Raw genomic sequence first — 23,285 nt, 5'->3', positions numbered from 1 at the left:
ATTTTTTTTAAGATTTTTATGTTTTTTTATTTACATCACACACGAAAAGCGTTAAAATAGAATGGATTACTTGTACCCGATTGCATTTTTGTGCATATCGGAAAACAATTACAAAATATTTCGGAGGTCAAATTATGCCCGCTGTAAAGAAAAGGAAGAAGGCTGAGCCTGTTACGCTGAATAACAAGAGCAACGGCAAAGGCTTTTTCTCAAAAAACATGTTTATCGTTTTGGCTTTTGTCATACCGTTTGTGCTTATGACAGCCGCTTTCGGAGTTATGAAGGTTTCGCCGTTTGGTGACAATCAGATTCTCGTAACCGACCTGTGGCATCAGTATTATCCGTTCCTTGCGGATATGCAGGAAAAACTTAAACACGGCGAATCGCTGTTCTGGTCATGGACGCAGGGCGGAGGTGTAAACTACTTTGCACTTATGTCATACTACCTTATGAGCCCACTGAATTTTCTTACGGTATTTTTGCCGAGTGAATGGCTGAGAGAATTTTTGATGTTCTCTGTTGTAATCAAGGTTGCATGTGCAAGTATGTTTATGGCAATCTTCTTACGCAGTCTTTTTAAGAAGAATGATTTTTCTCTTGTGATTTTCGGATGCAGTTTCGGCTTTTGTGCATTCTTTATGGGTTACTATTGGAACACAATCTGGCTTGATACGGTTTGTATCACACCGCTTGTTGCTCTTGGCACAGTAAAGCTCTTCACGGAGGGCAAGTTCAGACTTTACATAGTTTCGCTTGCACTTTCACTTTTGACTAACTATTATATAGGTTTGTTCGCCTGCATTTTTGTACTGTTGTCATTTATTGCATACAACATTGTAAAATGGGACGGCGTCAAAAAGTTTGCAACAAATATTCTTCGCACAGGCATCTACTCATTGATTGCAATCGGACTTACTGCGTTTTTCCTGCTGCCGGCATTCTTCGGTCTGCAAAACACAAACGCATCGGGGGCAACTTTCCCGACAACCTTTGCAATCAATATAGGCTCGACAAATGACCTTATGGGTGTGCTTGAGGCAATCAGAAAGATTCTTTCCAATTTCATAACATTTGCCGCTCCTGCAATTAAAGAGGCTGACGCATTGCCTAACATTGCCTGCGGTACACTTTCTCTTGTACTCGGAATTCTTTTCTTCACAAGCAAGAAAATTTCGCTCAAAGAGAAAATCGTTGACGGCTGCCTTATCGGTTTTATGATTATCAGCTGTATCATCAGACAGCTTGACTACATCTGGCACGGTTTCCATTTTACAAATATGATTCCGTACCGTTTCAGCTATCTTATCAGCTTTGTACTTGTTGTTATGGCATTCAGAGCATTTATGCTCCTTGAATCAAGCTCTTGCTGGGATGTTATTCTTGCCGCACTTTTTGTTGCACTTGTTATCATCTTCGGTATCGGCACACAGGAGACTTATGCGCTTGTCGGCACGGCAGTTATTGCGGCTGTAATCTGCGTTCTGCTTTTCCTCTATACAAAGAGAATTGTTCCGAAACAGGTTCTTTTGATTGTATTCGGTGTAATCATAATAGGCGAGAGTGCCGCCGCAGGTTATATCGGTGTTAAGACAACAACTGTAACGGGCACTTACGATTATCCGAGAGGCGAGGAGAATACTGCACAGGTAATTGACTATATGGACAGCCTTGAAAGCAACACAACCGAAATGTGGAGAGCGGAGATGACATCAACTCAGACGCTTAACGATGCGGCTCTCAACCACTACAACGGACTTTCGATGTTCAACTCAATGGCTAATGTTGATATGACCGTGCTGTTTGAAAACTTTGGCATGATGGGTTGGAAGAGCGGTAACCGCTACACCTATGCCGAGGGTTCACCGGTTACAAATCTCTTTATGAATCTTAAATATCTTATTGCCCGTGACAATATCTATATGAACACCTATGACCTTACAGAGGTTTACGGTGTCGGTAATGTAAAGCTTTTGCAGAACAATCATTATCTGCCAATGGGCTTTATGACAAACTCCGCACTTGCAAGCTGGCAGGTTGATGAAAACGAAGATCAGTTCAATCCGTTTGACAAACAGAATGAATTTTTCAAACTTGCAACAGGCATTAAGGATGATGTTTACACTCCGCTTGATGTTGTTTCACAGGGACACACAGACTACAATCAGTTCCCCGTAAATAAGACAGGTTACGGACGATATTCATTCAGCTGTACCGATACAACAGTTACTCCGCATGTAAAGTGGAATTACGAAGCACCTAAGGACGGCTTGTATCTTATGTATGCGGATATTTCGGGCGGTGACGATGTTACCGTTATGATTAACGATGTTGCTCAGAGCAAGACCTACGGTATGGGCAGAAGCTACATTGCCTGCATCGGTCAATGCAAAAAGGGCGACAAGATTTCCGTTTATTCAAATCTCCAGCAGGGACAGTCGGGTTCTGCAATGGTATTTGTTGATGTTCTTAATCAGGATGTCTTTGAAGAAGGTTACAATAAGCTTTCAAAGAGCGTAATGACAACAACAAAGCTTACAGGCAGTTCTATGGAGGGAACAATCAATGCACAGGAAAACGGATTGTTCTACACCTCTGTTCCGTATGAAGAAGGCTGGAAGGCATATGTTGACGGCAAGGAAGTAACAATTACTCCTGTCGGCAACGCACTTGTTGCATTCAATCTTGACAAGGGCGAGCATACAATCAAGCTTGAGTATTATCCAAAGGGATTTGCAATAGGCTTGACCGTGACAATCATATGTGCCGCAACCTTTGCGTTCCTCTGCGTATGGACATATATCATCAAAAAACGCAGAAAAAAGAAAGGCGATATTTCTGAAAATCCCGAAGAAGTTCAGATTAACGCTGAATAATAAAATTTAATATCTTTAAACATTACCGCCGTACAGCGAAAAATCTGTACGGCGGTTTTTGTTTAATTTGACAAAATGCACAAAAAACCATCGAGAAATTCTATAACATAAATAATAAAAAAGCTATCAATACTTATTTAATTATGCTATAATAATGTTAGCTATAAAGCTCTATTTTAAATTGCAACAAAAAATAAAATTAATTAAATTAACCATATGTTCTAATTAACTTAACTAAGTTTAGGATCGCCATTTTGGGTGATGTTGATAGAAATGGTGATATTGACATAATTGATGCAACATTGATTCAGAAAATGGCATTAAATATAACAAGGGGGACTAACTAATGAAAAAGATATTAGCAATATTACTTGTAGGAGTTATGTCTGTTACAGCATTTGGCTTTAATGCATCTGCTGTTGAAAAAACAGACGCTGAAATTCAGCAGGAAAAGCTAGGTTACATATTGAATTTGAATAAAGATATTTGGTTGGATTGTGCAGTGATATATGATGGAGTTTGGCCGTCAATAATGGACAACGCAAGAGAAGTGTATGATACTGACGGTTTATCGGCAGATGAATATACTGTTGCACTAAAACAGGTTTATGATATGTATTACGATGCACCGCTTGTAAATATTGAGTATGCAGAGGCTACATATAAAAATGCTTTGAAAGAAGAAAATTATAATAATTGGTATTCAGAAAATGAATGGAATGATTTTCAGGAAAAGTTAAAAAATCTTGGTGACGCATTTGATTATTATTATGCACATAAGAATGAATTTCCGTGTAATCAACTTACAAAAGCATTTAAAGAGATGATGACATCTTACAACAAAATGACCAATGCGTATACCGTCAAAGGTGATGTGAACGGTGACGGTGAAGTAAATATTGAAGATGCAACGCTTGTTCAAAAATATGTTGCTCATATTGAGAACCTTACGGGTGCGCAGAAAATGCTGACAAATGAAAAAAATTATGAAAACATTACGGTCACGACTGCAACAAACCTTCAGAAACATATCGTAGGTCTTGAGCCTGAATTTAAAAACAATGATATTTTCATTGACGAACAGAGTTGTGTAAGTTCACTTGACGACACTCTGCGTTGGTATAATTACTGCAATTTCAATATCTGTCCTCGCAGAAATGATGTAACAAGTGGCACATACATAGATAATAATTTTATTTGCATGGATAAAATTTTTGGATACAGAATATGGTGTGACAAAAATGGATATGATTACCTCTAACTGAATAAGGTGAATAAATTAAACCGCCGTACAGCGAAAAATCTGTACGGCGGTTTTTGTTGTAAAACAATTACAATACTATGCCCGGGTGCAATAATTTTCTATATCATACTGCCTTTACTTATCTCCCGATTTTGTACACAGGGCGGCGATAAGCCCGAAAACTATTGCGGCTGAGATTCCTGCGGCGGCGCTTGTAAGACCTCCTGTAAGAATTCCGAGTGCGCCGTCCTGAGAGAGCGCCTTTCGCACTCCCTCGCTCATAAGAAAACCAAATCCGCTGATCGGCACACTTGCGCCGGCACCCGCAAAATCAACAAGCGGTTTGTACAGTCCGATTGCCCCCAGAATTACGCCTGCGACAACAAAGCCCGTAAGTATTCTTGCGGGAGTGAGTTTTGTTTTGTCAATGAGAATCTGACCTGCCACGCAGATCAGTCCGCCAACCCAGAATGCATTTACATATTGCATACTGACACTTCCTTCGTTTTGTCATTATCAATAAATATTGTTCCGAGTTTTTGGTGAATAATTCCCCAAGACATTTCTTTATGTGATGAAAAACTGAACTTTTGTGAGATGGCGTTGATTTTTTTGGAAAAACTCTACACAAACTGCTCATTTTATAGTATAATCAATAATGTTCGTTTCTGTGTTTTTGTACGGCACATTCAAATCACAGAAATTACGCAATTAATTTTAAGGAGTGAAAAGTCACATGGTCGAGGTTAAAAACCTTACAAAATTTTATGGCAGCATAAAGGCCGTTGATGACATCAGCTTCACTGTTGAAACAGGTGAAGTTCTGGGATTTCTCGGACCTAACGGTGCGGGCAAATCCACAACAATGAATATGATAACAGGTTACCTTTCATCAACAAGCGGTACTGTTACCATTGACGGATGCGAAATTCTTGACGATCCGATTCACGCAAAGTCAAAAATCGGTTATCTTCCCGAAATTCCGCCTTTGTACATTGATATGACGGTTAAAAAATATCTTGAGTTTATGTTTGATCTCAAGAAGGTGAAGCTGCCGAAAAAGGAACACATTGACGAGGTTATGCGTTTGACAAAAATTACGGAGCAGGCTGACAGAATTATCAAGCATCTGTCAAAAGGTTATCGCCAGCGTGTAGGTCTTGCTCAGGCGCTTCTCGGCAATCCGCCCGTAATCATTCTTGACGAGCCGACGGTAGGTCTTGATCCTAAGCAGATTATCGAAATCAGAAAGCTTATCCGCAATCTCGGCAAAAAGCATACTGTAATTTTTTCATCTCATGTTCTTTCCGAGGTTTCCGAGGTGTGTGACAGAATCGTCGTTATTTCAAAGGGCAAAATTGTTGCCGATGCAAAAACAGATGAACTTTCTGCTCAGGTTTCGGGCGGTCAGAAGCTCTCGCTTACTGCAGAGGGAAGTACCGCTGACATTACCGAGGCAATAAAGAAAATCCCTGCTGTTAAGCGTGTTACAAAGACAGGCAGTAATGCCGACGGCAGCGGAAAGTATATGATTGAATACGAAACATCAAGCGACATCAGAAGAGATGTTTACAATGCCATGGTAAGAGTAGGTGCGGTAATTCTTGATATGCAGTCAGGCAATGAAACACTTGAGGATATGTTCCTCAAGCTTACCTCAGGTAAATATGACAGCAGAAAGGAAGATATGTAATGGGTGCTATTTTAAAGAGGGAGCTTTCCTCTTATTTCAATTCGGCAATTGCATATGTTGTTCTTGCCGCTTACTTCTTCTTTTCGGGTGTGTTTTTCTACAACTACTGTATTGTGTACAACTCGGCAAGTTTAAGCTATGTATACGGCAATATGCTTTTGATTATTCTGTTTATAATTCCGATTATGACAATGAAATCTTTTGCAGATGAAAAGTATCAGAGAACAGATCAGGCGCTCTTTACTGCACCTGTAAGCCTTACAAGGGTCGTTTTAGGAAAGTTCCTCGGTGCATTTGTGCTTTATGCAATTTGCAGTGCAATCTTCCTTCTCTATGCGGTTGTAATTTCATTCTTTGCAACTCCGGAATGGTCGGTTATTCTCTGTACATTCATCGGACTTCTCCTCTTTGGTGCGGCTCTGCTTGCAATTAACATTTTCATTTCATCACTTACGGAAAGCACAATTGTTGCCGCAATCGTAAGCATGGCGGTTAACCTTGTTATCTATATGATGACAAACTTCACAAGTATGATTTCAATTGACTGGATCAAGAACATTATTGAAAAGATTGATTTTGCTACATATTATAATTCATTCAAATACGGTCTGCTCAGCGCACCTGATATCGTATTCTTCCTGAGTGTGGCAGGATTGTTCGTATTTTTTACTGTTCGTGTTCTGGAAAAAAGACGCTGGAGCTAAGGAGGTAATATAAATGAGCGAAGAAAATAAAAACCTTAATACTATCTCCGAAGATACTGCAAATGCCGACAGCAATGCAGTGGCGGAAACAGCCGATAAAAAGGAAGATACAAAGGCCAAAAAGAATAAGAAGAATAAGTCCGAAAAGGGCAGATTCAAAAAGTTTATGAAGTCAAGAAAAGCAAAACACGGCACGGTTGCAATGGCAATTACGGCGCTTGTTATCGTTATGGTAATTATTGTAAACATTATTGTCGGACTTCTTGTTAACAGATTCCCCGACCTGGAGCTTGACCTTACATCAAACAAGTCGTTTGCACTTCAGGACGATACAATTGACTATGTTTCACACCTTGACAAGGATGTTACGGTAAATATACTTATGGCAAAGGAATCATTTGAGAGCCAGGGTACCTACTTTGTACAGGCTCAGAAAATGCTTAACAAAATGGCGAGCAAGTCAGACGGCAAGATGAAAATCAAGTATGTTGACCTTACATCCAACCCGTCGTTCACATCCGATTATCCGAATGTTGACTGGCAGTCAAGCTCGGCAAATAACATTGTTCTTGTTGAATCCGGCAAGCAGTACAAGGTGCTTACTCTTACGGATTGCTTTGAATATGACGAGAAGACCTACAATTACTACGGTTCATACAGCTTTACCGGCACAAAGATTGAGCAGGCTGTTGTAACGGCTATTCTCAATGTTACAACAGATGACAAGGTTGTTGTTGATATGATTAAGGGCAACAACGAGCAGGATTCTTCATCACTTAAAACACTTCTTGAAAACAATGCTTATCAGGTGAACGAGGTTTCACTCGCAACAGGCGACTTTGACAGCAACGCAAAGATTGCAATTATGTACGCACCGTCTGTTGACCTTGACGAGAAGATTGTTGAAAAGCTTTCGACATGGCTTTCAAATGACGGCAAATACGGACGCTCACTCATCTATGTTCCTACTGCCGATATGGGCGAGATGCCGAACCTTGACGATTTCCTCAAGGAATGGGGTATGTCAATTGACAGAGGATATGTGTTTGAAACTGATGAAAGCACCCTTGTAAGCGCAAGCTCACCGTATGCATTCACGGTAAGCTACGGCGATTACTACAAAGATAACCTCAAAAACAGCAAGATTCCTGTTGTTGTATCAGAGTCACACGCTGTTAATATTACAGATGAAAACACTGCACACGCATTGCTTAAAACTTCCGATAAGGCAGGTGTATTGCCGATTGACGCCGACAAGAACTGGGACTACAAGGACGCAGTTTCGGGTAACGGCGAAAATGTTGCGGCAGAAGGTGTTATGACAAACGAGGACAAGAACTCATCGAGAGTTATCATATTCGGTTCATATGTTATGTTCAGCGACACAATTATGAAGTACAACAGCTTTAATAACTCCGCTTACTTTATGAATGTAATCAACACAATTGCAGATAAGGAAGATGTCGGCATTACAATTGAGAGTAAGTCGATTGACAATACGGAACTCGGAATCACCGATGTTGCAACACAGAACACAATGCTTGTTGTGTTTGTAATCATTATCCCGATTGCAATACTTGTTGCAGGCTTCGTTTTCTGGTTACGCAGGAGGAACAGATAATGAAAAAGAATACTAAAATATTGATTATTGTCTGCGCAGCAGCATTGATTCTTGCGGGACTTATGTGTCTGCTCATCTTTCTTCCGAAGGGCGACGGTTCGTCATCGGGAGCAGCAACATATGATGAGGGTGTAAAGATGAGCGTTACAACCGATAAAGACGGTGTTCATCAGGCACAGATTCAGACAAACGATAAGGGTGAAATTGATAACAACAGCTACGGCACTCTTATGGATTATATCCCTGCAAAGATTTCAAAGATTCATCTTGAAAACAAAAAGGGTACTTTGGACATCAAGTCATATACACCGACCGATAAAAACGGCAAAACAAGTGCTACACAGTACACTATTGTAGGTTATGAAGATTTTGACCTTCAGGGCGGTATTGCCGACAATATCGCAAACAATGCCGCAAGCATTGACTTTACAAAGGTTATGACTCTTGACGGCTCAAAGCTTGCAGATTACGGACTTGATAAGCCGAGAGATACTGTTACCGTAACTTATACCGACAAGACAAAGGCTATTATCTATGTCGGTGATGATGCTCCGCAGAATGCCGGAACATATATTAAGTTCGGCAGCAACGATACTGTTTATCTTGTTGCAAAAGATTCTGTTTCTGCATTTGACTACGGCCTTACAGATCTTATCAGTCTTACAATCAACGATGCGGCATCTGATAACGACAACAGTCAGGCATCGTCAATTGAGATTTCAGGTTCTAATTTTTCAAATACAATCACACTCAAGCCAAATTCAGACAATAAGAACTCAGCTTCTTATGTTATGACAAGCCCCGTTGAGTGCTACGCAAACGAGAAAGAAAGCAGTCTTGTTGCAGGCGGCATCAGAGGTCTTTATGCCCTCACGGTAAAAATGGTTAATCCGTCATCCTCACAGCTTTCAAGCGTAGGTCTTTCTAATCCGTATGCAAAGTTAAAGGCTGTTTATCCCGACACAACAGTCAGCCTCAGAGCTTCAAAGCCTGACGGTGACGGCAATGTGTGCCTTATGAAAGAGGGCGGAAATATTGTATATACAATTTCTGCCGAAAAGGTTCCGTGGGTTAAAACAAGCTATGACAGCCTTGTAAACGAATATGTGCTTTATCCGAAGATGAGCGCATTGTCGGAGGTTTCCGTAAATGACGGCAAGAATACCTACACATTCTCGCTGAGCACTGCACAGAAAACAAAGACAGACGATAACGGCAGTGAGTCAACAACAACCACAACAACCGTTAAGAACGGCAAGACAGAAATTGAGCTTGCAACATTCTCTGGTTTCTATGAGAATCTTACAATGGTCGAGCTTGCCGACACAAAGTCTGACAGCAAAAACGGTTCGCCTGTTCTTACCGTTACATATAAATACTCATCTGACGGCTCAACAGACACCGTAAGCTATTACAAGTCTGACGGCAACCGTTATGTTGCGGTTGTCAACGGCAGAGTTGCAGGTCATGCATATCAGTCAAAAGTCAATACTGCTGTCAAACAGGCTTCAAGTGTTGCCGCAAATAAATCGGAATAATCTTTGAGTTAAATTTATTCTTTTACACCCGAACTTTTTAGTTCGGGTGTTTCTTTTTTGGGGTATATACAGGCACAAGTTTTATAAAATTCAGACAATATATTGCAATGCGATAATTTCTATAGTATAATGATTTTGTAGAAGTGATTTATATTAACTTTAAACGGTGAATGTTATGAATATGATTTTGCATTGTACAATATGTGATGATAACCCTTCGGCGGTTAAACGGGAAAAGGAAATAGCCGACCGTACTTTTTGCGAAATGAACATATCGGCGGATATTTCGGTATACACCGACAGCAGTCAGTTTATGTTTGAGCTTGGCGACAACAAACAAATGGACATTCTGATTCTTGATATCGAAATGCCAAAAATGTCGGGTTTTGAGATTGCGGATTATGTGAAAAAATCAAACCCGAATTGTCTTATTATTTTTATGACCTCCCATGTAAATTATGCCGTTGACGGATATAAACTTGATATTTTCAGATTTGTTCCAAAGCAAGACGGAGATTATAGGCTGAAGGACGCATTGCTTGACGCAGCTAATGTCATTGACCTTGAAAGCAAAAAATCGTATCTGATTGAACGGCACGATATGTGCGGTATGTTGCCGTGTAAGTACATTCTGTACATTATCAAAAGAGGTAAAAACAGTGAAATTTACCACCTCAAAAGCAAAGAGCCGATAAAAATACGAAAACCGCTGTCTGTTGTGTTTGAAGAACTTGACTCAAATGAATTTATTTATATTTCCAGAGGCTGTATAGCAAATATGGAGAATGTGGAGAAAGTTGACCGCCGGGAATGGGTGTGCAAAAACGGGGACAGAGTGCCGATAAGCGCATCACTCTATGCGGAAATTAAGGAGAAGCTCCTTGATTTTTGGGGAAATAAAATCATTCATGATTGATGCGTGTTGACTAAAGTATTAAATTAGCGGTCAAAAATCGGCAATTTAAAGACTAATTAATACAAACATATTTTTTGTGCTATAATAATATCGAAAACAGGGTATGTGAATTTAACCGGTCACAAATAAATACACAGACCTTGTTCTTTGAAAGTTATTCCGAAAGATATGTTATTTTGGAAAACCTTATCCTGTTTCGCACATCCTAACCCCGAAACACTTTTAACACTGCTGCATTTACATTTATGCGAAACAGAAAAAGCCTGAGCATTTTTGCTCAGGCTTTTTGAATGCGGAAGGATAAATTATTTTGTGCCGAAAATTCTGTCGCCTGCATCGCCCAAACCGGGGCAAATGTATGCGTTTTCGTTAAGCTCACGGTCAAGACAGCCGACATAAAGCTGAATATCGGGGTGCGCCTTCATAAGAGCGTCAACACCCTCGGGAGCTGCAATGATTGACATAAACTTGATTTTCTGACCGCCGTGCTTTTTGATGAAATCAACAGCGGCAATAGCCGAACCGCCTGTTGCAAGCATCGGATCGACAACAACAATCTGACGCTGATCAATCGGATCGGGGAGCTTGCAGTAATATTCGTGCGGTTCGTGAGTTTTGGGGTCACGGTAAAGACCGATGTGACCTACTCTTGCAGACGGAACGAGTGCGAGAATACCGTTTACCATACCAAGACCTGCACGAAGAATCGGAACAACGGCGAGCTTTTTGCCTGAAATAACAGGCTGAACAGACTCCTCGATCGGAGTTTTAACTGTGATGTCCTGAGTTTCAAGATCCGAAAGAGCCTCGTAACCCATAAGCATTGCAATTTCTTCAACCAATTTGCGGAATTCGTTTGTTGATGTGTCTTCTTTTCTGAGAAGTGTAATTTTGTGTCTTATAAGCGGATGTGTCATGTACGAAACTGACATATCATTGCCTCCTTGTTGAATTTTGATTATTTGATTAACTTAATGATACTAAAAACCGTTCAAAATGTCAATGATATCAGGGGGCAAGCTATGTTTTTAATCAGAAATATTATTTCCAAGTGAATATAGAGTCCATTGTGTTTCGGTATTCTAACTCTTTTCTAACACGCTCGTTATTATATGCCATAAGTTCTGTTTGGTTGCGAATGTCATCGTGCATATTCTGTGATGCAAGGAGAACATTTTTATTCATACGGTCAATCTTGTTATTTGCATCAATTATAGTTGAATACAATACAGCTTGATTGTTTTTGATTTCGTCAAGTTTTTCAATAACCGTATCAAGTTTTGTTATAATAATATTCATTCGCTTTTCGTATTCATATATTCTGTAAGCACCTGTATCGCCTGTAGAACGGTCAAATCCAAGACTGTAAGTTTGTTTTGTTTTAAAGTATTGATAAAAAGAGGCTATTGCTACCATATCGTTGTAATATATTTTATCAATAACATTCTTAGAGTAGAAATAAGATAGATTATCTCTGCTCTTTTTTATTTGTGCTTGAAGAGAAGCGATTTGTTCATACAAAAAATTCCTTTGTACCTCTTCATATCTGAGTCGCATTTTGTCATCTTCAACTAATTTGTTATACTCTTGCATTTCTTGCCTATATTGTTCATCGTATTTACTTTGCCATTTTGAGTTGTTTATTCTTTCGTATATCGGACCGATAATTACGCCGAGTATACCACCACCGACTAAACCTGCAAAGGCAAATACTATCGGAGAAAAAATTATAGTTGCAATTCCACCGGTATTAAATGTGTCTTTAAAATAAAAAATTACGAATATAAGACCTACAATTATTCCTGAAATAAATCCGACAGATAAAATTGCTTCGCCGTAATTGCCTTTACTGATTGTTCTTTCAGGAAGAGAAAATCTTTTCTTTCGACCGAGTGAAGAATATTCCTGTTTAAGTTTTGTAAGGGTAGTTTCCTGTATGTACAAAGTTTTGTGCATATCAAGTAAAATTTCAAGATATTGTGTAATTTTGTCTGCCGTCATTTTGCCAACCTCCACAATTTTCAAATTATTTTGCACTTATATAAGTGCAAAATAATAGTAACACGGGAATACAATAATGTCAACAAAAAATTGTTCCTAAATAGGTGCAAAGGAGTAGTTGGATGAATTGGTCTTATGAAAAAATTGTCGGAGGAAATATAAGAAAAATCCGTGAAAGTAAGAATATTACGCAAGAACAGTTTGCTGCAAAACTTCAATTAATGGGGTGTGACATTACACGCAGTGCCGTTGCTAAAATTGAAGTGGGGCAAAGGCATATTTATATAGATGAGTTAAAACTGATAAAGGATATTCTCGAAACAACCTACGACGAATTGATTGTGTAATGAATGTTTTTTCATTTTTGTGTGTTTTGTAAAAATAAGTTATTGCTTTTATATCTGTGTAAAGGTATAATTAAAAGGAATGGGTTTTTACAGATTTTAAACCCGAAAACGAGAAAGAGGGAATTCTAATGGACAAAAACAACGGCGCAATTTATGATGCCCGCAAACTCGGAAAACCGAAGATGATAATTCTCGGTGTTCAGCATATGTTTGCAATGTTCGGCGCAACAATCCTTGTTCCGATTTTAACGGGACTTGACATTTCAACAACTTTGCTTATGGCAGGTTTGGGAACACTTTTGTTCCACTGCATTACAAAGTTTAAAGTACCTGCCTTCCTCGGCTCGTCCTTTGCATTCTTGGGCGGTTATGCCGCAATCAAGGCTTTTTCACCCAATGACCCTAACAGTATGCTCCCGTATGCGTGCCTTGGCGTTGCGTGTGCAGGTCTTATCTACTTCATCCTTGCCGCAGTTATCAAGGCGGTGGGCATTGAAAAGGTAATGAGATTTTTCCCGCCTGTTGTAACAGGTCCTATCATCATTGCAATCGGTCTTGGACTTGCTCCGTCGGCTGTTTCAAACTGCACAACAAACTGGTTCTTGGCTGTAGTTGCTCTTGCTGTAATTGTTGTTTTCAACATCTGGGGCAAGGGAATGGCTAAAATCATTCCGATTATACTCGGCTTGCTCATCTCCTACGGTACAGGTCTTGTGCTTTACTTCATTTCACAGGCAAATCCTGACCTTATTCAGAATGTTCCGTGGCTTTTCTCGGGCGGTGCTGACGCAAACGGTGTTTATCAGCCTATTTTTGACTTTACAAGCCTGAACACAATTTGCGACAACATCTCAAAAGGTCACATTTTCGGCAGTGAGGGACTTATCGGAATTCCGATTCACTGGGATAAAACGGTATTCGGCGGTATTGATTACTCAAACGGTGCGCTTATCGCATCTTCAATCATTGCCATTGTTCCGATTGCTTTTGCTACAATGATGGAGCATATCGGCGATATTTGCGCCATCAGTTCAACAACAGGCAATAACTACATCAAAGATCCGGGACTCCACAGAACTCTTGTCGGTGACGGTCTTGCAACAACACTTGCATCACTTTTCGGCGGCCCTGCAAACACAACATACGGTGAAAACACAGGCGTTCTCGCTCTTACGAGAGTTTATGACCCGAGAGTAATAAGAATTGCCGCTTACTTTGCCGTTGCAGTATCATTCTTCCCGATTGTTTCGGTAATTATCGGTTCAATTCCAAGCTGTATCATCGGCGGTATTTCGTTTGTTCTTTACGGTATGATTTCTGCTATCGGCGTCAGAAATGTTGTTGAAAACAAGGTTGACTTCACAAAGAGCCGTAACCTTATTGTTGCCGCAGTTATTCTTGTTTGTGCGCTCGGTCTTTCAAGCGACACGGTAAGCTTCACAATCGGCAGTGCCGCAATAACACTTTCACCGCTTGCTGTTGCATCAATTGCAGGTATCGTTCTCAACGCAGTTTTCTCCGGTAAGGACTATAAGTTCGATACGGAAGATGTTGCCGATGCCGCAAACTTTGAAAAAGAAGTTAAACCAAAGGAAAAGAAAGAAAAGAAGTAATTTTGCTTTAATAGTCGTAACACAAAACAGCCGTATTTTTACGGCTGTTTTTTTACGCTTTGTTTAAAGCTATGTATTCAAAGTTGAACGCCGCTACTGAATGGCATAAAAAACAGGGTACTCGAACGAGTACCCTATATATGTTTAATTATTAAGTTAGCTGTGTTCGGAAATATGCAGATGTTATTTAATCAAACTACCTACACAAACAAGGAACAGCGGTTTGCCGTGCTCGGGAACTGAAAACTGTTCCAAACACAAACTGCCTACACGAACTGCGTGCCGAGGCTCTCGGCTTACATTTCGGTGATGATTTCGTTGATTGTTTTTCCCGGAGGAATCATCGGGAGAACATTTGCATCGGGACTGATGCGGCAGTCAACAACAACGGGCTTGTTCATCTCAAAAGCCTTTGTGAGAATCGGCTTGATTTCCTCAGGCTTTGTGATTCTTAAACCGTCAACGCCGAAAGCGTTTGCAAGCTTTACAAAGTCGGTTGCTCTGTGCGGATCGGTCTGTGAAAAACGACTGCCGTAGAAAAGCTTCTGCCACTGACGAACCATGCCGAGAACCGTGTTGTTCATAACAACTACAACAATGGGGAGTTCATAGGACTTCATTGTTACGAGTTCGTTTAAGTTCATGTGGAAACTGCCGTCACCTGTGATGAGGCAAACCCTGTCATTGGGACGGGCACACTGCGCACCGATTGCGGCGCCCATGCCGTAACCCATAGTACCCATACCGCCCGATGTGAGGAGCGTTCTGCTTTCCATAATCTTGCTGAACTGTGCAACCCACATTTGGTGCTGACCTACATCTGTTGCGATGATGTCTGACGGACACTTGATTTCGTTGATTGTATCAAGAACCTGCTGTGGGAGCGGAAGGTCGCACTCGGGGAGCTTTTTATCGTCAAAATGATGCTTCCATTCTTCAATCTTCGCAAGCCAGTCCGGATGGTTCTGACGGTCAAGACCGATTGTGAGTGCAATGAGAATTTCTTTTATATCTCCGAGAATGTATTCATCAACCTTTACATTCTTGTTAATTTCTTTTTCGTCAATGTCAAGCTGAACAATCTTTGCCTGTTCGCCGAACCTTTCACGGTCGCCTGCAACACGGTCGGAGAATCTTGCACCGCACGCAATCATAAGGTCACATTCGGCTGTTGCCATACCTGTTTCGTAACCGCCGTGCATACCTATGTTGCCGACGCAGAGCGGATGATCGGCAGGAATACAGCCGAGTCCCATAAGCGAACAACAAACGGGAGCGTCAATAAGCTCTGCAAATGCCTTGAATTCTTCGCTTGCGTCAGCGCTGATGATACCGCCGCCTGCGTAAATCATAGGACGCTTTGCGTTTTTAATCATTTCCTGAACAACACGAACTTTTTCGGGGTTTCTGATTTCAAAGGTTCTCGGTCTTTCGGGAATAGTCTGTACAAACTCTGTTTTGTTTGCCGTTACATCCTTTGGAACATCAACGAGAACAGGTCCTTTTCTGCCGTGTTGAGCAAGAGCAAAAGCCTTGCGTATGGTGTCGGCAAGATCCTCAACCTTTTCAACAAGGAAGCTTGCCTTTGTAACGGGCTTTACGATGTCTACAATGTCAACTTCCTGAAAGCTGTCTCTTCCAAGCTGATCGGTTGTTACATTGCCTGTGATTGCAACAAGCGGAATGCTGTCGATATTGGCTGTTGCAAGGCCTGTTACAATGTTTGTTGCACCGGGACCCGATGTTGTCATAACAACGCCTGTTTTGCCTGTTGCTCTTGCGTAACCGTCAGCCGCATGAGAAGCACCCTGTTCATGTGCTGTGAGAATGTGACGAATTTTGTCGCTGTATTTATAGAGCGCATCGTATGTGTTGAGTGCCGCACCGCCCGGATAACCGAAAACCGTGTCAACACCCTGTTCAAGAAGACACTCGCAAATGATTTCTGCACCTGTAAGCTGCATATAAATCTCTCCCTTGTATATGTAGTGTTATTCCATAAAACAATGTTACCTTTTATTTTATCCAAATGTGATTATATTGTCAATAGAAATCGAAAAAGACAACTCATTACAAAAGAAAAAACGGGAAACAAAAGCGTTCCCCGTTTTAAGTCGGTCATAATTATTCATTTTTGAGATATTCACATATTGCGCCTACGGTTTTTTTGCTTGCAAGCTCGCAGAATTTTGCATAATCAACGCCCTTGTTTTCGTCAAGGTCATCGGAGATTGCCCTGATGATTCCGTAAGGAGTTTTGAGTGCGTAGCAAACATAACCGATTGCCGCACCCTCCATTTCACAGACAAGCGCACCGAATGTGTCGGCAATTCTCTTGCGCTTTTTACGGTCTGAAATGAATATGTCGCCGCTTGCGATAACGCCCTGCTCAACCTTGGTGTCGGGGAGTGCCCTGCACGCCTGCGTGAGCTTTTCAACTACTGTTTTGTCGCAGTCAAAGAATATCTTTGTACCGTCAGGAAACGAAACCTCGCCCTGTCTGTCACCAAGAGCAGTTGTGTTCATATCGTGCTGAACGGATTTTGTTGCAACAACAATATCTCCGATTGATACAAGAGGGGAGAGTGAACCGCCCACACCGCTGTTGATTACAACATCGGGATTGAACTTTTCAATAAGCACAACGGCACACATGGCGGCATTGACCTTGCCGACTCCGCAGACTACAACGGCTATGTCCTTGCCGTTAAGAGTACCTGTGGTGAATTTCATTCCTGCGATTTCTTCGGTTTGTGTGTTCTGAGAAAGGGCGATAATTCCGTCGGCCTCAATCTGCATGGCACATATAATTCCTGTCATAAATTTTCCTCCGATTTTGGTGTTGAGTTAATGTAATTTTTGTATAGGCAACTACTATGCTACGCTCGGGCATCATTTGTTGTGTATTGCACAAACTGTCTTCACGAGAGGGGTACGAGGCACTCGCCTAAAAATTGTCGGTTTCGTACATAATAATGGATAGGGCGGCGAGGGGGGCGGTTTCTGCACGGAGAATTCGTTTGCCGAGGGTTGCCGCCTGACCGCCGATTGCGGTTACGCTGTCAACCTCCGATTGTTCAAATCCGCCTTCACTGCCGATGAACATTCCGACGGTTTTAGGCTTTATGCCATTCAGAATTTTTCTGACGGATTCTCCGCCCATTTCGTAAAAAAATACGGTCTTTTCGTTCTGCTTTGTCTGTTCTGTTGCCTCTTTAAACGAAATGCACGGAGTTACTTCGGGGATAATGCCTCTGCGACTCTGCATTGCTGCCTGAAGAGCGATTTTCTGCCAGCGTTCACACTTCTTTTTCAGCGACTTTTCATCGGGACGGGAAACACATCTTGCCGAAATCATCGGCACAATTCTGCTGATTCCGAGTTCCGTGCATTTCTGAACGATGAAATCCATTTTATCACCCTTAGGCAGAGCCTGATAGAGGGTTACAAAAACATCGGGTTCGTTTTCACACGGCTTTTGTGAGATGACGTCAACTGTGACTTCACCCTGTGTGATGAGCGAAATTTTACATTCATACTGCGTTTTGTTCGGAGAAACAAGGGTGATGTCATCGCCTGTACGCATACGCAGCACCTTAGAAATATGCTTTGCGTTTTCTCCGACAAGGGTGTAGTTGTTGCCGAATATATTTTTTTCGGTAAAAAACCAAGCCATAAAATTACCTCTTTTTTAAGCGTTTTTGCGTGAGCGCTTTCCTTTTCTATTTAATATATCAAAAAATAAAAATAATTGCAATATTCATATGCCGGTGCTAAAATATGGATATACGAAAAATTTTCGGAGATGATTATTAATGATAACTCTGACAGATACAGATGTGGTTCGGCTTTTGAGAAAAAACAATCTCAATTCCGACACGCTCCAGGAAAATGTTGTTGCAAAGCTCCGTGAAAAGGGTGTAAAGCTTGCAACCGCAGAAAGCTGTACGGGCGGTCTTTTAAGCGAAAGAATTACCGCAGTAAGCGGTGCAAGCGATGTGTTTGATTTTGGCGTATGCACATATGCAAATGAAATGAAACATAAGGTGCTTGGAGTTTCAAACGAAACGCTGTCTGTGCTTGGTGCAGTTTCGGCTGAAACTGCAATGCAGATGGCAGAGGGTGCAAGAAATGTTTCGGGTGCGGATTTAGCCGTAAGTACAACGGGAATTGCAGGTCCTACGGGCGGAACTCCCGAAAAGCCTGTCGGTCTTGTTTATTGCGGAATCAGCACAAAAGACAAAAGTTATGCAATAAAGCTTATGCTTGGCGGCAGTATTAACATGGTAAATTCAAGAGGCTATATAAGAAAACTAACTTCTGACGCTGTTTTACTGACTATTTTGAGTATATTGCAATAACTTGTCGTTGTTAAAAAAATAACTTGTAAAAATTTAGATTATGTGCTAAAATTATCTTGATACTGTGGGTTCAGGGGCGAATTGCGCCCGAATTCGCAGATTTAAAAAATTTAACAGTCCGTCAGAATGGAGTTGATTTTTATGGCTAGAAGCGCAGGTGTTCTCCTTTCGATTACTTCGCTTCCATCCCCCTACGGTATCGGCACCATCGGCAAAGAGGCTCGCAAGTTTGCTGACTTTCTGAAAAAATCAGGTCAGACAATCTGGCAGATTCTCCCCGTTGGACCGACAAGTTACGGTGATTCACCGTATCAGTCTTTTTCAACCTATGCAGGCAATCCTTACCTCATTGACCTTGACACTCTTTGTGAAGAAGGTCTTTTGACTAAGGAAGAGGTCATGAGCCGTGACTGGGGCTCAAATGACGCCGAGGTTGACTATGAGAAAATCTACAACAACCGTTTTGAAGTTTTGAAGATTGCTTACGATAACTTCAAAAAGGGTGACCAGAAGGCATTTACATCCTTCAAGCGTAAAAACAGTTCATGGCTCAAAAACTATGCACTTTATATGGCAGTTAAAAAGAGCTTTGACATGGTTTCCTGGACAGAATGGCCGGATGAGGAAATCAAAATGCGTGATGAGGCTGCCGTGAAGCGTTATGAACGCAAGCTCAAGGATGATGTTGATTTCTGGAAGTTTGTACAGTTCAAATTCTATGAGCAGTGGGAATCCTTCCGTGCGTATGTAAACGGTCTCGGCATCAAGATTTTGGGCGATATGCCAATCTATGTTGCCATGGACAGCGCAGACACATGGGCAAATCCCGAGCTGTTTCAGCTTTATGACGACGGTGATCCCATCGCAGTTGCAGGTTGTCCGCCGGATTACTTCTCGGCAACAGGTCAGCTTTGGGGCAATCCTCTCTATGATTGGGATTACCTTGAGGCTACCGACTATGAGTGGTGGTTTGAGCGTATCAAAGCCGCATCAAAGCTTTATGACATCACCCGTATTGACCATTTCAGAGCTTTTGCAAGCTACTATTCAATTCCTTATCCTGCCGAAAACGCAATCAACGGTGAATGGGTTGAAGGTCCGCGCATTAAGTTCTTTAATATGATGGAAGAGGCACTCGGCAAGATTGATATTGTTGCCGAAGACCTCGGAACACTCACTCCCGATGTAACCGAGCTTATGGAGCAGACAGGCTATCCGGGAATGAAGGTTCTTGAATTCGCTTTCGACAGTGGTGAAGAGAACGACTATCTTCCCCATAAATACACCGAAAACTGTGTTGTTTACACAGGTACTCACGATAACGATACTGTTATGGGCTGGCTTGAAACAGCTAAACCCGAGGACGTTAACTATGCAAGAAGTTATTGTCAGATGCCTGATGACGAACCATTCAACTGGGGACTCATCCGTGTTGCTTATGAAAGCAAGGCAGATACAGCAATCGTACCTATGCAGGACATTCTCGGCCTTGGCAAGGAGGCAAGAATGAACATTCCGTCAACACTCGGCGGAAACTGGGTATGGAGACTCGATGGTGCAGCTCTTACTGATGAGCTTGCTGATAAATTAAAAACTATGTCTGAAAAAAGCGGACGACTGGAGGACTAAACAAATGGGTAATATTATGGAAAAGCTTGAACTCACAGCTCAGTCTATGTACTGCAAAAAGATTGAAGAGCTCACACCCGCTGAGCTTCACTACTCACTCGGCAAAGCAGTAATGGGCGAAATCGCAGGCAACTGGGAAGCAAGCAAGATTAAACATGACAGCGAACGCAGAGCTTACTATTTCTCTGCAGAATTCCTCATGGGCAGAATGATGTACAACAACCTCTACTGCCTCGGCATTCTTGAAGATGTTACAAAGCTCCTCAAAAAGAAGGGCATTGACATCAATGTATTTGAGGATATCGACGATGCCGCTCTCGGTAACGGCGGTCTCGGCAGACTTGCCGCTTGTTTCCTCGACAGTGCTGCTACACAGGAAGTACCGCTTGACGGCTACGGAATCCGTTACAAGTACGGCCTTTTCAAGCAGCTTATCGAAAACGGTTATCAGGTTGAAACAGCTGATAACTGGCAGAGATTTGAAGATCCGTGGTGCAACCGTGTTGAAGATGAGGCTGTTACAGTATCATTCAAGGGCCAGACAGTTAAGGCTGTTCCTTACGATATGGCTGTTATCGGCTGTAAGACAACAAACATCAACACACTTCGTCTTTGGCAGGCTGAGGCAATAAACGATTTTGATTTTACTGCTTTCAACAACACAGAATACAACAATGCCGTTCAGGAAAAGAACGATGCCGAAAACATCACAAAGGTTCTTTATCCTAACGATAACAAGTATGAGGGCAAGGTTCTCAGACTTAAACAGCAGTATTTCTTCTGTTCTGCATCACTTCAGGACATTATGCGCCGTTATAAGAAGAAGCACGGCAATGATTTCAGCTTCTTTGCAAAGGAAAACACAATTCAGCTTAACGATACACATCCTGTATCATGTGTTCCCGAGCTTGTAAGACTTCTTATGAACGAAGGCTTCAATTTTGACGACGCTTTTGAAATTGCAAGAAAGACATTTAACTATACAAACCACACAGTTCTCGGTGAGGCTCTCGAGAAGTGGCCTGCTGACCTTATGACACAGGTTATTCCTGAGATTTATCACATTATCTGCCTTATCGCCAACAAGTGCCAGGAAGAGCTTACTGCTAAGGGTGTGCACGAGGATATAAAGGCTAAGATGCGCATTATCGACGGTAATGTTGTTCATATGGCAAGACTTGCAACATACGCATCAACATATGTAAACGGTGTTGCTGAGCTTCACACAGAAATCCTCAAGGCTGATGTACTCAAAGAGTGGTATCAGGTATATCCCGAGAGATTCCAGAACAAGACAAACGGTATTACACAGCGCCGTTGGCTCGGTCTTTGCAACCCTGAGCTTTCTGCTCTTATCACAGAGAAGGTTGGCTCAGATGCATGGCTTACAGACCTTTCACTTCTTGAAAAGCTCAATGACAGCATTGACACAAGAACAATCACAAAGTTCAACAATATCAAGAAGAAGAAGAAACAGCAGCTCGCAGACTACATCAAGAAGATGGACGGCTACGATGTAAATCCCGATTCAATCTATGATATTCAGGTTAAGAGACTTCACGAGTACAAGAGACAGCTCCTCAACGCTTTCTCAATCATGACAATCTACTTCAGATTGAAGGATAAGAAGCTTAAAAACTGGACTCCTACAACATTTATCTTCGGCGCAAAGGCTGCTCCGGGCTATGCAAGAGCAAAGGCAATCATTAAGTACATCAACGAGATTGCAAAGCTTGTAAACAACGATCCCGAAACAAAGGATCTCCTTCAGGTTTACTTCATTTCTAACTACAATGTATCTTACGCTGAGAAGATTGTTGTTGCTGCTGACCTTTCTGAGCAGACATCAACAGCAGGTCTTGAGGCATCGGGTACAGGTAACATGAAGTTCATGCTCAACGGTGCTCCTACACTCGGTACACTTGACGGTGCTAATGTTGAAATCGCTGAGTGCGCAGGCATTGAGAACGAGTACATCTTCGGCGCAAAGGTTGAGGATATCGAGAGAATGAAGAAGGAAGGCTACCATCCAAAGGCTCTTTATGACGCTAATCCGGAAATTAAGAGAGTTGTTGATACTCTTGTTGACGGCACATTTGATGACGGCGGCGCTCAGGGCGAAGGCAGCTTCAAGGAACTCCATGATTCACTCCTCAAGGATTCTTCATGGCAGAAGGCTGATAACTACTTCCTCATCTATGACCTTCCCGATTATGTTGATACAAAGATCAGAGCTAACACAGAGTATGCTAACCGTAAGGAATTCGGTAAGAAGTGCCTTATCAACATTGCAAATGCAGGTAAGTTCTCATCTGACCGTACAATCCTCCAGTATGCTAAGGAAATCTGGCACACATCTTACAAGAAGTAATTTGTTAAATAACTTTACTTTAAATATTTGTGCGTAAAAGCATTCAAGCCTCCCGTTTGTTCGGGAGGCTTTTTTGTCGTTACATATTATATAAATGTTACAAAGTTGTTGATATACTGTAGTGGCGGATATTATCCGCCCGCGTGATGAATGTTTTTGTTTAATAGATTTTTGATGAAAAGGTGATGAGTTGTGTATAATTTGAACGCACAGCGTTCAATCGTGTGCAATGCACACGAACGGGAGAACACGGTTCTCCCCCACATTATGACCTTTACTTTGCGAATTTTATATGGTGTTATCATAACAAAAAATTCAATCATTATTTGTCCGATGCTTTTTGGTATGACATATTAAAAAGCAATGTGAATTTCT

At 41.6% G+C, this 23,285-nt stretch carries 19 protein-coding genes; 13 read left to right on the top strand and 6 right to left on the bottom strand.

Translation table 11 applies throughout. The features are described 5' to 3' along the window. The first annotated feature begins 134 nt into the window (after positions 1-134). Together WMO31_RS03900 and WMO31_RS03895 are read left to right on the top strand one after the other, a co-directional pair. The gene (locus WMO31_RS03900) at positions 135-2,873 is read left to right on the top strand and encodes a YfhO family protein (RefSeq protein WP_367999246.1); all 2,739 of its coding nucleotides are present in this window, start codon (positions 135-137) and stop codon (positions 2,871-2,873) included. A 346-nt stretch (positions 2,874-3,219) separates the two neighbouring features. Further along, on the top strand, positions 3,220-4,134 hold the full coding sequence (locus WMO31_RS03895) for a dockerin type I repeat-containing protein (protein ID WP_015522995.1): 915 nt from the start codon (positions 3,220-3,222) through the stop codon (positions 4,132-4,134). Positions 4,135-4,251: 117 nt separating this feature from the next. Here WMO31_RS03895 and spoVAE read toward each other — a convergent pair whose 3' ends face one another. Further along, positions 4,252-4,605 carry a stage V sporulation protein AE gene (gene spoVAE, locus WMO31_RS03890; RefSeq protein ID WP_015522994.1) on the bottom strand — a complete coding sequence of 118 codons (354 nt, stop codon included), beginning with the start codon at positions 4,603-4,605 and terminating at the stop codon, positions 4,252-4,254. Between the two features lie 247 nt (positions 4,606-4,852). On the opposite strand from spoVAE, the gene WMO31_RS03885 reads away from it, so the two are divergent. From WMO31_RS03885 to WMO31_RS03865, 5 genes are all read left to right on the top strand, one after another. Continuing rightward, positions 4,853-5,809: an ABC transporter ATP-binding protein gene (locus WMO31_RS03885; protein ID WP_015522993.1), complete on the top strand. Its 957-nt coding sequence runs from the start codon at positions 4,853-4,855 to the stop codon at positions 5,807-5,809. Next, entirely contained in the window at positions 5,809-6,513 is a 705-nt protein-coding gene (locus WMO31_RS03880; protein ID WP_101070702.1) for an ABC transporter permease, read from the top strand. Before WMO31_RS03885 ends, WMO31_RS03880 begins: the two co-directional genes overlap by 1 nt. Before the next feature lie 13 nt (positions 6,514-6,526). Further along, positions 6,527-8,134 (top strand): DUF7088 domain-containing protein, encoded by a 1,608-nt coding sequence (locus WMO31_RS03875; protein ID WP_195230001.1) that lies wholly within the window; start codon positions 6,527-6,529, stop codon positions 8,132-8,134. Beyond that, positions 8,134-9,672, top strand: a complete 1,539-nt coding sequence (locus tag WMO31_RS03870; RefSeq protein ID WP_015522990.1) for a DUF4340 domain-containing protein — start codon at positions 8,134-8,136, stop codon at positions 9,670-9,672. The genes WMO31_RS03875 and WMO31_RS03870 overlap by 1 nt, the downstream gene beginning before the upstream one ends. A 175-nt stretch (positions 9,673-9,847) precedes the next feature. Continuing rightward, positions 9,848-10,588: a LytR/AlgR family response regulator transcription factor gene (locus tag WMO31_RS03865; protein WP_367999245.1), complete on the top strand. Its 741-nt coding sequence runs from the start codon at positions 9,848-9,850 to the stop codon at positions 10,586-10,588. Between the two features lie 305 nt (positions 10,589-10,893). Here the strand turns inward: WMO31_RS03865 and upp are convergent, their stop codons facing one another. Together upp and WMO31_RS03855 are read right to left on the bottom strand one after the other, a co-directional pair. After that, complete coding sequence (gene upp, locus WMO31_RS03860) at positions 10,894-11,520, bottom strand: uracil phosphoribosyltransferase (RefSeq protein ID WP_015522988.1); 627 nt, start codon at positions 11,518-11,520, stop codon at positions 10,894-10,896. Positions 11,521-11,629: 109 nt separating this feature from the next. Next, positions 11,630-12,589, bottom strand: coding sequence for a hypothetical protein (locus WMO31_RS03855; RefSeq protein ID WP_015522987.1), 960 nt, complete (start codon positions 12,587-12,589; stop codon positions 11,630-11,632). A 122-nt stretch (positions 12,590-12,711) separates the two neighbouring features. Here WMO31_RS03855 and WMO31_RS03850 point away from each other — a divergent pair, with 122 nt between their 5' ends. Continuing rightward, positions 12,712-12,936: a helix-turn-helix domain-containing protein gene (locus tag WMO31_RS03850; protein ID WP_015522986.1), complete on the top strand. Its 225-nt coding sequence runs from the start codon at positions 12,712-12,714 to the stop codon at positions 12,934-12,936. A gap of 128 nt (positions 12,937-13,064) precedes the next feature. After that, positions 13,065-14,549 (top strand): uracil-xanthine permease family protein, encoded by a 1,485-nt coding sequence (locus WMO31_RS03845; protein WP_367999244.1) that lies wholly within the window; start codon positions 13,065-13,067, stop codon positions 14,547-14,549. Between the two features lie 296 nt (positions 14,550-14,845). Here WMO31_RS03845 and ilvB read toward each other — a convergent pair whose 3' ends face one another. The 3 genes from ilvB to WMO31_RS03830 form a co-directional block, all read right to left on the bottom strand. Then, positions 14,846-16,513: a biosynthetic-type acetolactate synthase large subunit gene (gene ilvB / locus WMO31_RS03840; RefSeq protein WP_367999243.1), complete on the bottom strand. Its 1,668-nt coding sequence runs from the start codon at positions 16,511-16,513 to the stop codon at positions 14,846-14,848. A gap of 160 nt (positions 16,514-16,673) precedes the next feature. Continuing rightward, positions 16,674-17,369 carry a 5'-methylthioadenosine/adenosylhomocysteine nucleosidase gene (locus tag WMO31_RS03835; RefSeq protein WP_367999242.1) on the bottom strand — a complete coding sequence of 232 codons (696 nt, stop codon included), beginning with the start codon at positions 17,367-17,369 and terminating at the stop codon, positions 16,674-16,676. 127 nt (positions 17,370-17,496) lie between these two features. Beyond that, positions 17,497-18,225 (bottom strand): 16S rRNA (uracil(1498)-N(3))-methyltransferase, encoded by a 729-nt coding sequence (locus WMO31_RS03830; RefSeq protein ID WP_367999241.1) that lies wholly within the window; start codon positions 18,223-18,225, stop codon positions 17,497-17,499. 139 nt (positions 18,226-18,364) lie between these two features. On the opposite strand from WMO31_RS03830, the gene WMO31_RS03825 reads away from it, so the two are divergent. The 4 genes from WMO31_RS03825 to WMO31_RS03810 all read left to right on the top strand — a co-directional run bounded on the left by WMO31_RS03825 (position 18,365) and on the right by WMO31_RS03810 (position 23,267). Beyond that, a complete protein-coding gene (locus tag WMO31_RS03825; protein ID WP_101070710.1) occupies positions 18,365-18,910 on the top strand; it encodes a CinA family protein in 546 nt (181 codons plus the stop codon). 141 nt (positions 18,911-19,051) lie between these two features. Next, complete coding sequence (malQ, locus tag WMO31_RS03820; protein WP_367999240.1) at positions 19,052-20,539, top strand: 4-alpha-glucanotransferase; 1,488 nt, start codon at positions 19,052-19,054, stop codon at positions 20,537-20,539. A 4-nt stretch (positions 20,540-20,543) separates the two neighbouring features. Further along, on the top strand, positions 20,544-22,910 hold the full coding sequence (locus WMO31_RS03815) for a glycogen/starch/alpha-glucan phosphorylase (protein ID WP_367999239.1): 2,367 nt from the start codon (positions 20,544-20,546) through the stop codon (positions 22,908-22,910). Positions 22,911-23,102: 192 nt separating this feature from the next. Further along, the gene (locus tag WMO31_RS03810; protein WP_304011500.1) at positions 23,103-23,267 is read left to right on the top strand and encodes a hypothetical protein; all 165 of its coding nucleotides are present in this window, start codon (positions 23,103-23,105) and stop codon (positions 23,265-23,267) included. Positions 23,268-23,285: the final 18 nt, after the last annotated feature.

The organism is Ruminococcoides intestinale, from assembly GCF_040095935.1.
GTDB lineage: Bacteria > Bacillota > Clostridia > Oscillospirales > Acutalibacteraceae > Ruminococcoides > Ruminococcoides intestinale.
The sequence above is the reverse complement of the archived record's forward strand: the minus strand, read 5'-3'. Positions and strand labels throughout refer to the sequence as shown.

Coding starts and splice junctions, on each gene's coding strand:
- WMO31_RS03900 (WP_367999246.1), top strand. CDS start 135: ATGCCCGCTGTAAAGAAAAGGAAGAAGGCTGAGCCTGTTACGCTGAAT.
- WMO31_RS03895 (WP_015522995.1), top strand. CDS start 3,220: ATGAAAAAGATATTAGCAATATTACTTGTAGGAGTTATGTCTGTTACA.
- spoVAE (WP_015522994.1), bottom strand. CDS start 4,605: ATGCAATATGTAAATGCATTCTGGGTTGGCGGACTGATCTGCGTGGCA.
- WMO31_RS03885 (WP_015522993.1), top strand. CDS start 4,853: ATGGTCGAGGTTAAAAACCTTACAAAATTTTATGGCAGCATAAAGGCC.
- WMO31_RS03880 (WP_101070702.1), top strand. CDS start 5,809: ATGGGTGCTATTTTAAAGAGGGAGCTTTCCTCTTATTTCAATTCGGCA.
- WMO31_RS03875 (WP_195230001.1), top strand. CDS start 6,527: ATGAGCGAAGAAAATAAAAACCTTAATACTATCTCCGAAGATACTGCA.
- WMO31_RS03870 (WP_015522990.1), top strand. CDS start 8,134: ATGAAAAAGAATACTAAAATATTGATTATTGTCTGCGCAGCAGCATTG.
- WMO31_RS03865 (WP_367999245.1), top strand. CDS start 9,848: ATGAATATGATTTTGCATTGTACAATATGTGATGATAACCCTTCGGCG.
- upp (WP_015522988.1), bottom strand. CDS start 11,520: ATGTCAGTTTCGTACATGACACATCCGCTTATAAGACACAAAATTACA.
- WMO31_RS03855 (WP_015522987.1), bottom strand. CDS start 12,589: ATGACGGCAGACAAAATTACACAATATCTTGAAATTTTACTTGATATG.
- WMO31_RS03850 (WP_015522986.1), top strand. CDS start 12,712: ATGAATTGGTCTTATGAAAAAATTGTCGGAGGAAATATAAGAAAAATC.
- WMO31_RS03845 (WP_367999244.1), top strand. CDS start 13,065: ATGGACAAAAACAACGGCGCAATTTATGATGCCCGCAAACTCGGAAAA.
- ilvB (WP_367999243.1), bottom strand. CDS start 16,513: ATGCAGCTTACAGGTGCAGAAATCATTTGCGAGTGTCTTCTTGAACAG.
- WMO31_RS03835 (WP_367999242.1), bottom strand. CDS start 17,369: ATGACAGGAATTATATGTGCCATGCAGATTGAGGCCGACGGAATTATC.
- WMO31_RS03830 (WP_367999241.1), bottom strand. CDS start 18,225: ATGGCTTGGTTTTTTACCGAAAAAAATATATTCGGCAACAACTACACC.
- WMO31_RS03825 (WP_101070710.1), top strand. CDS start 18,365: ATGATAACTCTGACAGATACAGATGTGGTTCGGCTTTTGAGAAAAAAC.
- malQ (WP_367999240.1), top strand. CDS start 19,052: ATGGCTAGAAGCGCAGGTGTTCTCCTTTCGATTACTTCGCTTCCATCC.
- WMO31_RS03815 (WP_367999239.1), top strand. CDS start 20,544: ATGGGTAATATTATGGAAAAGCTTGAACTCACAGCTCAGTCTATGTAC.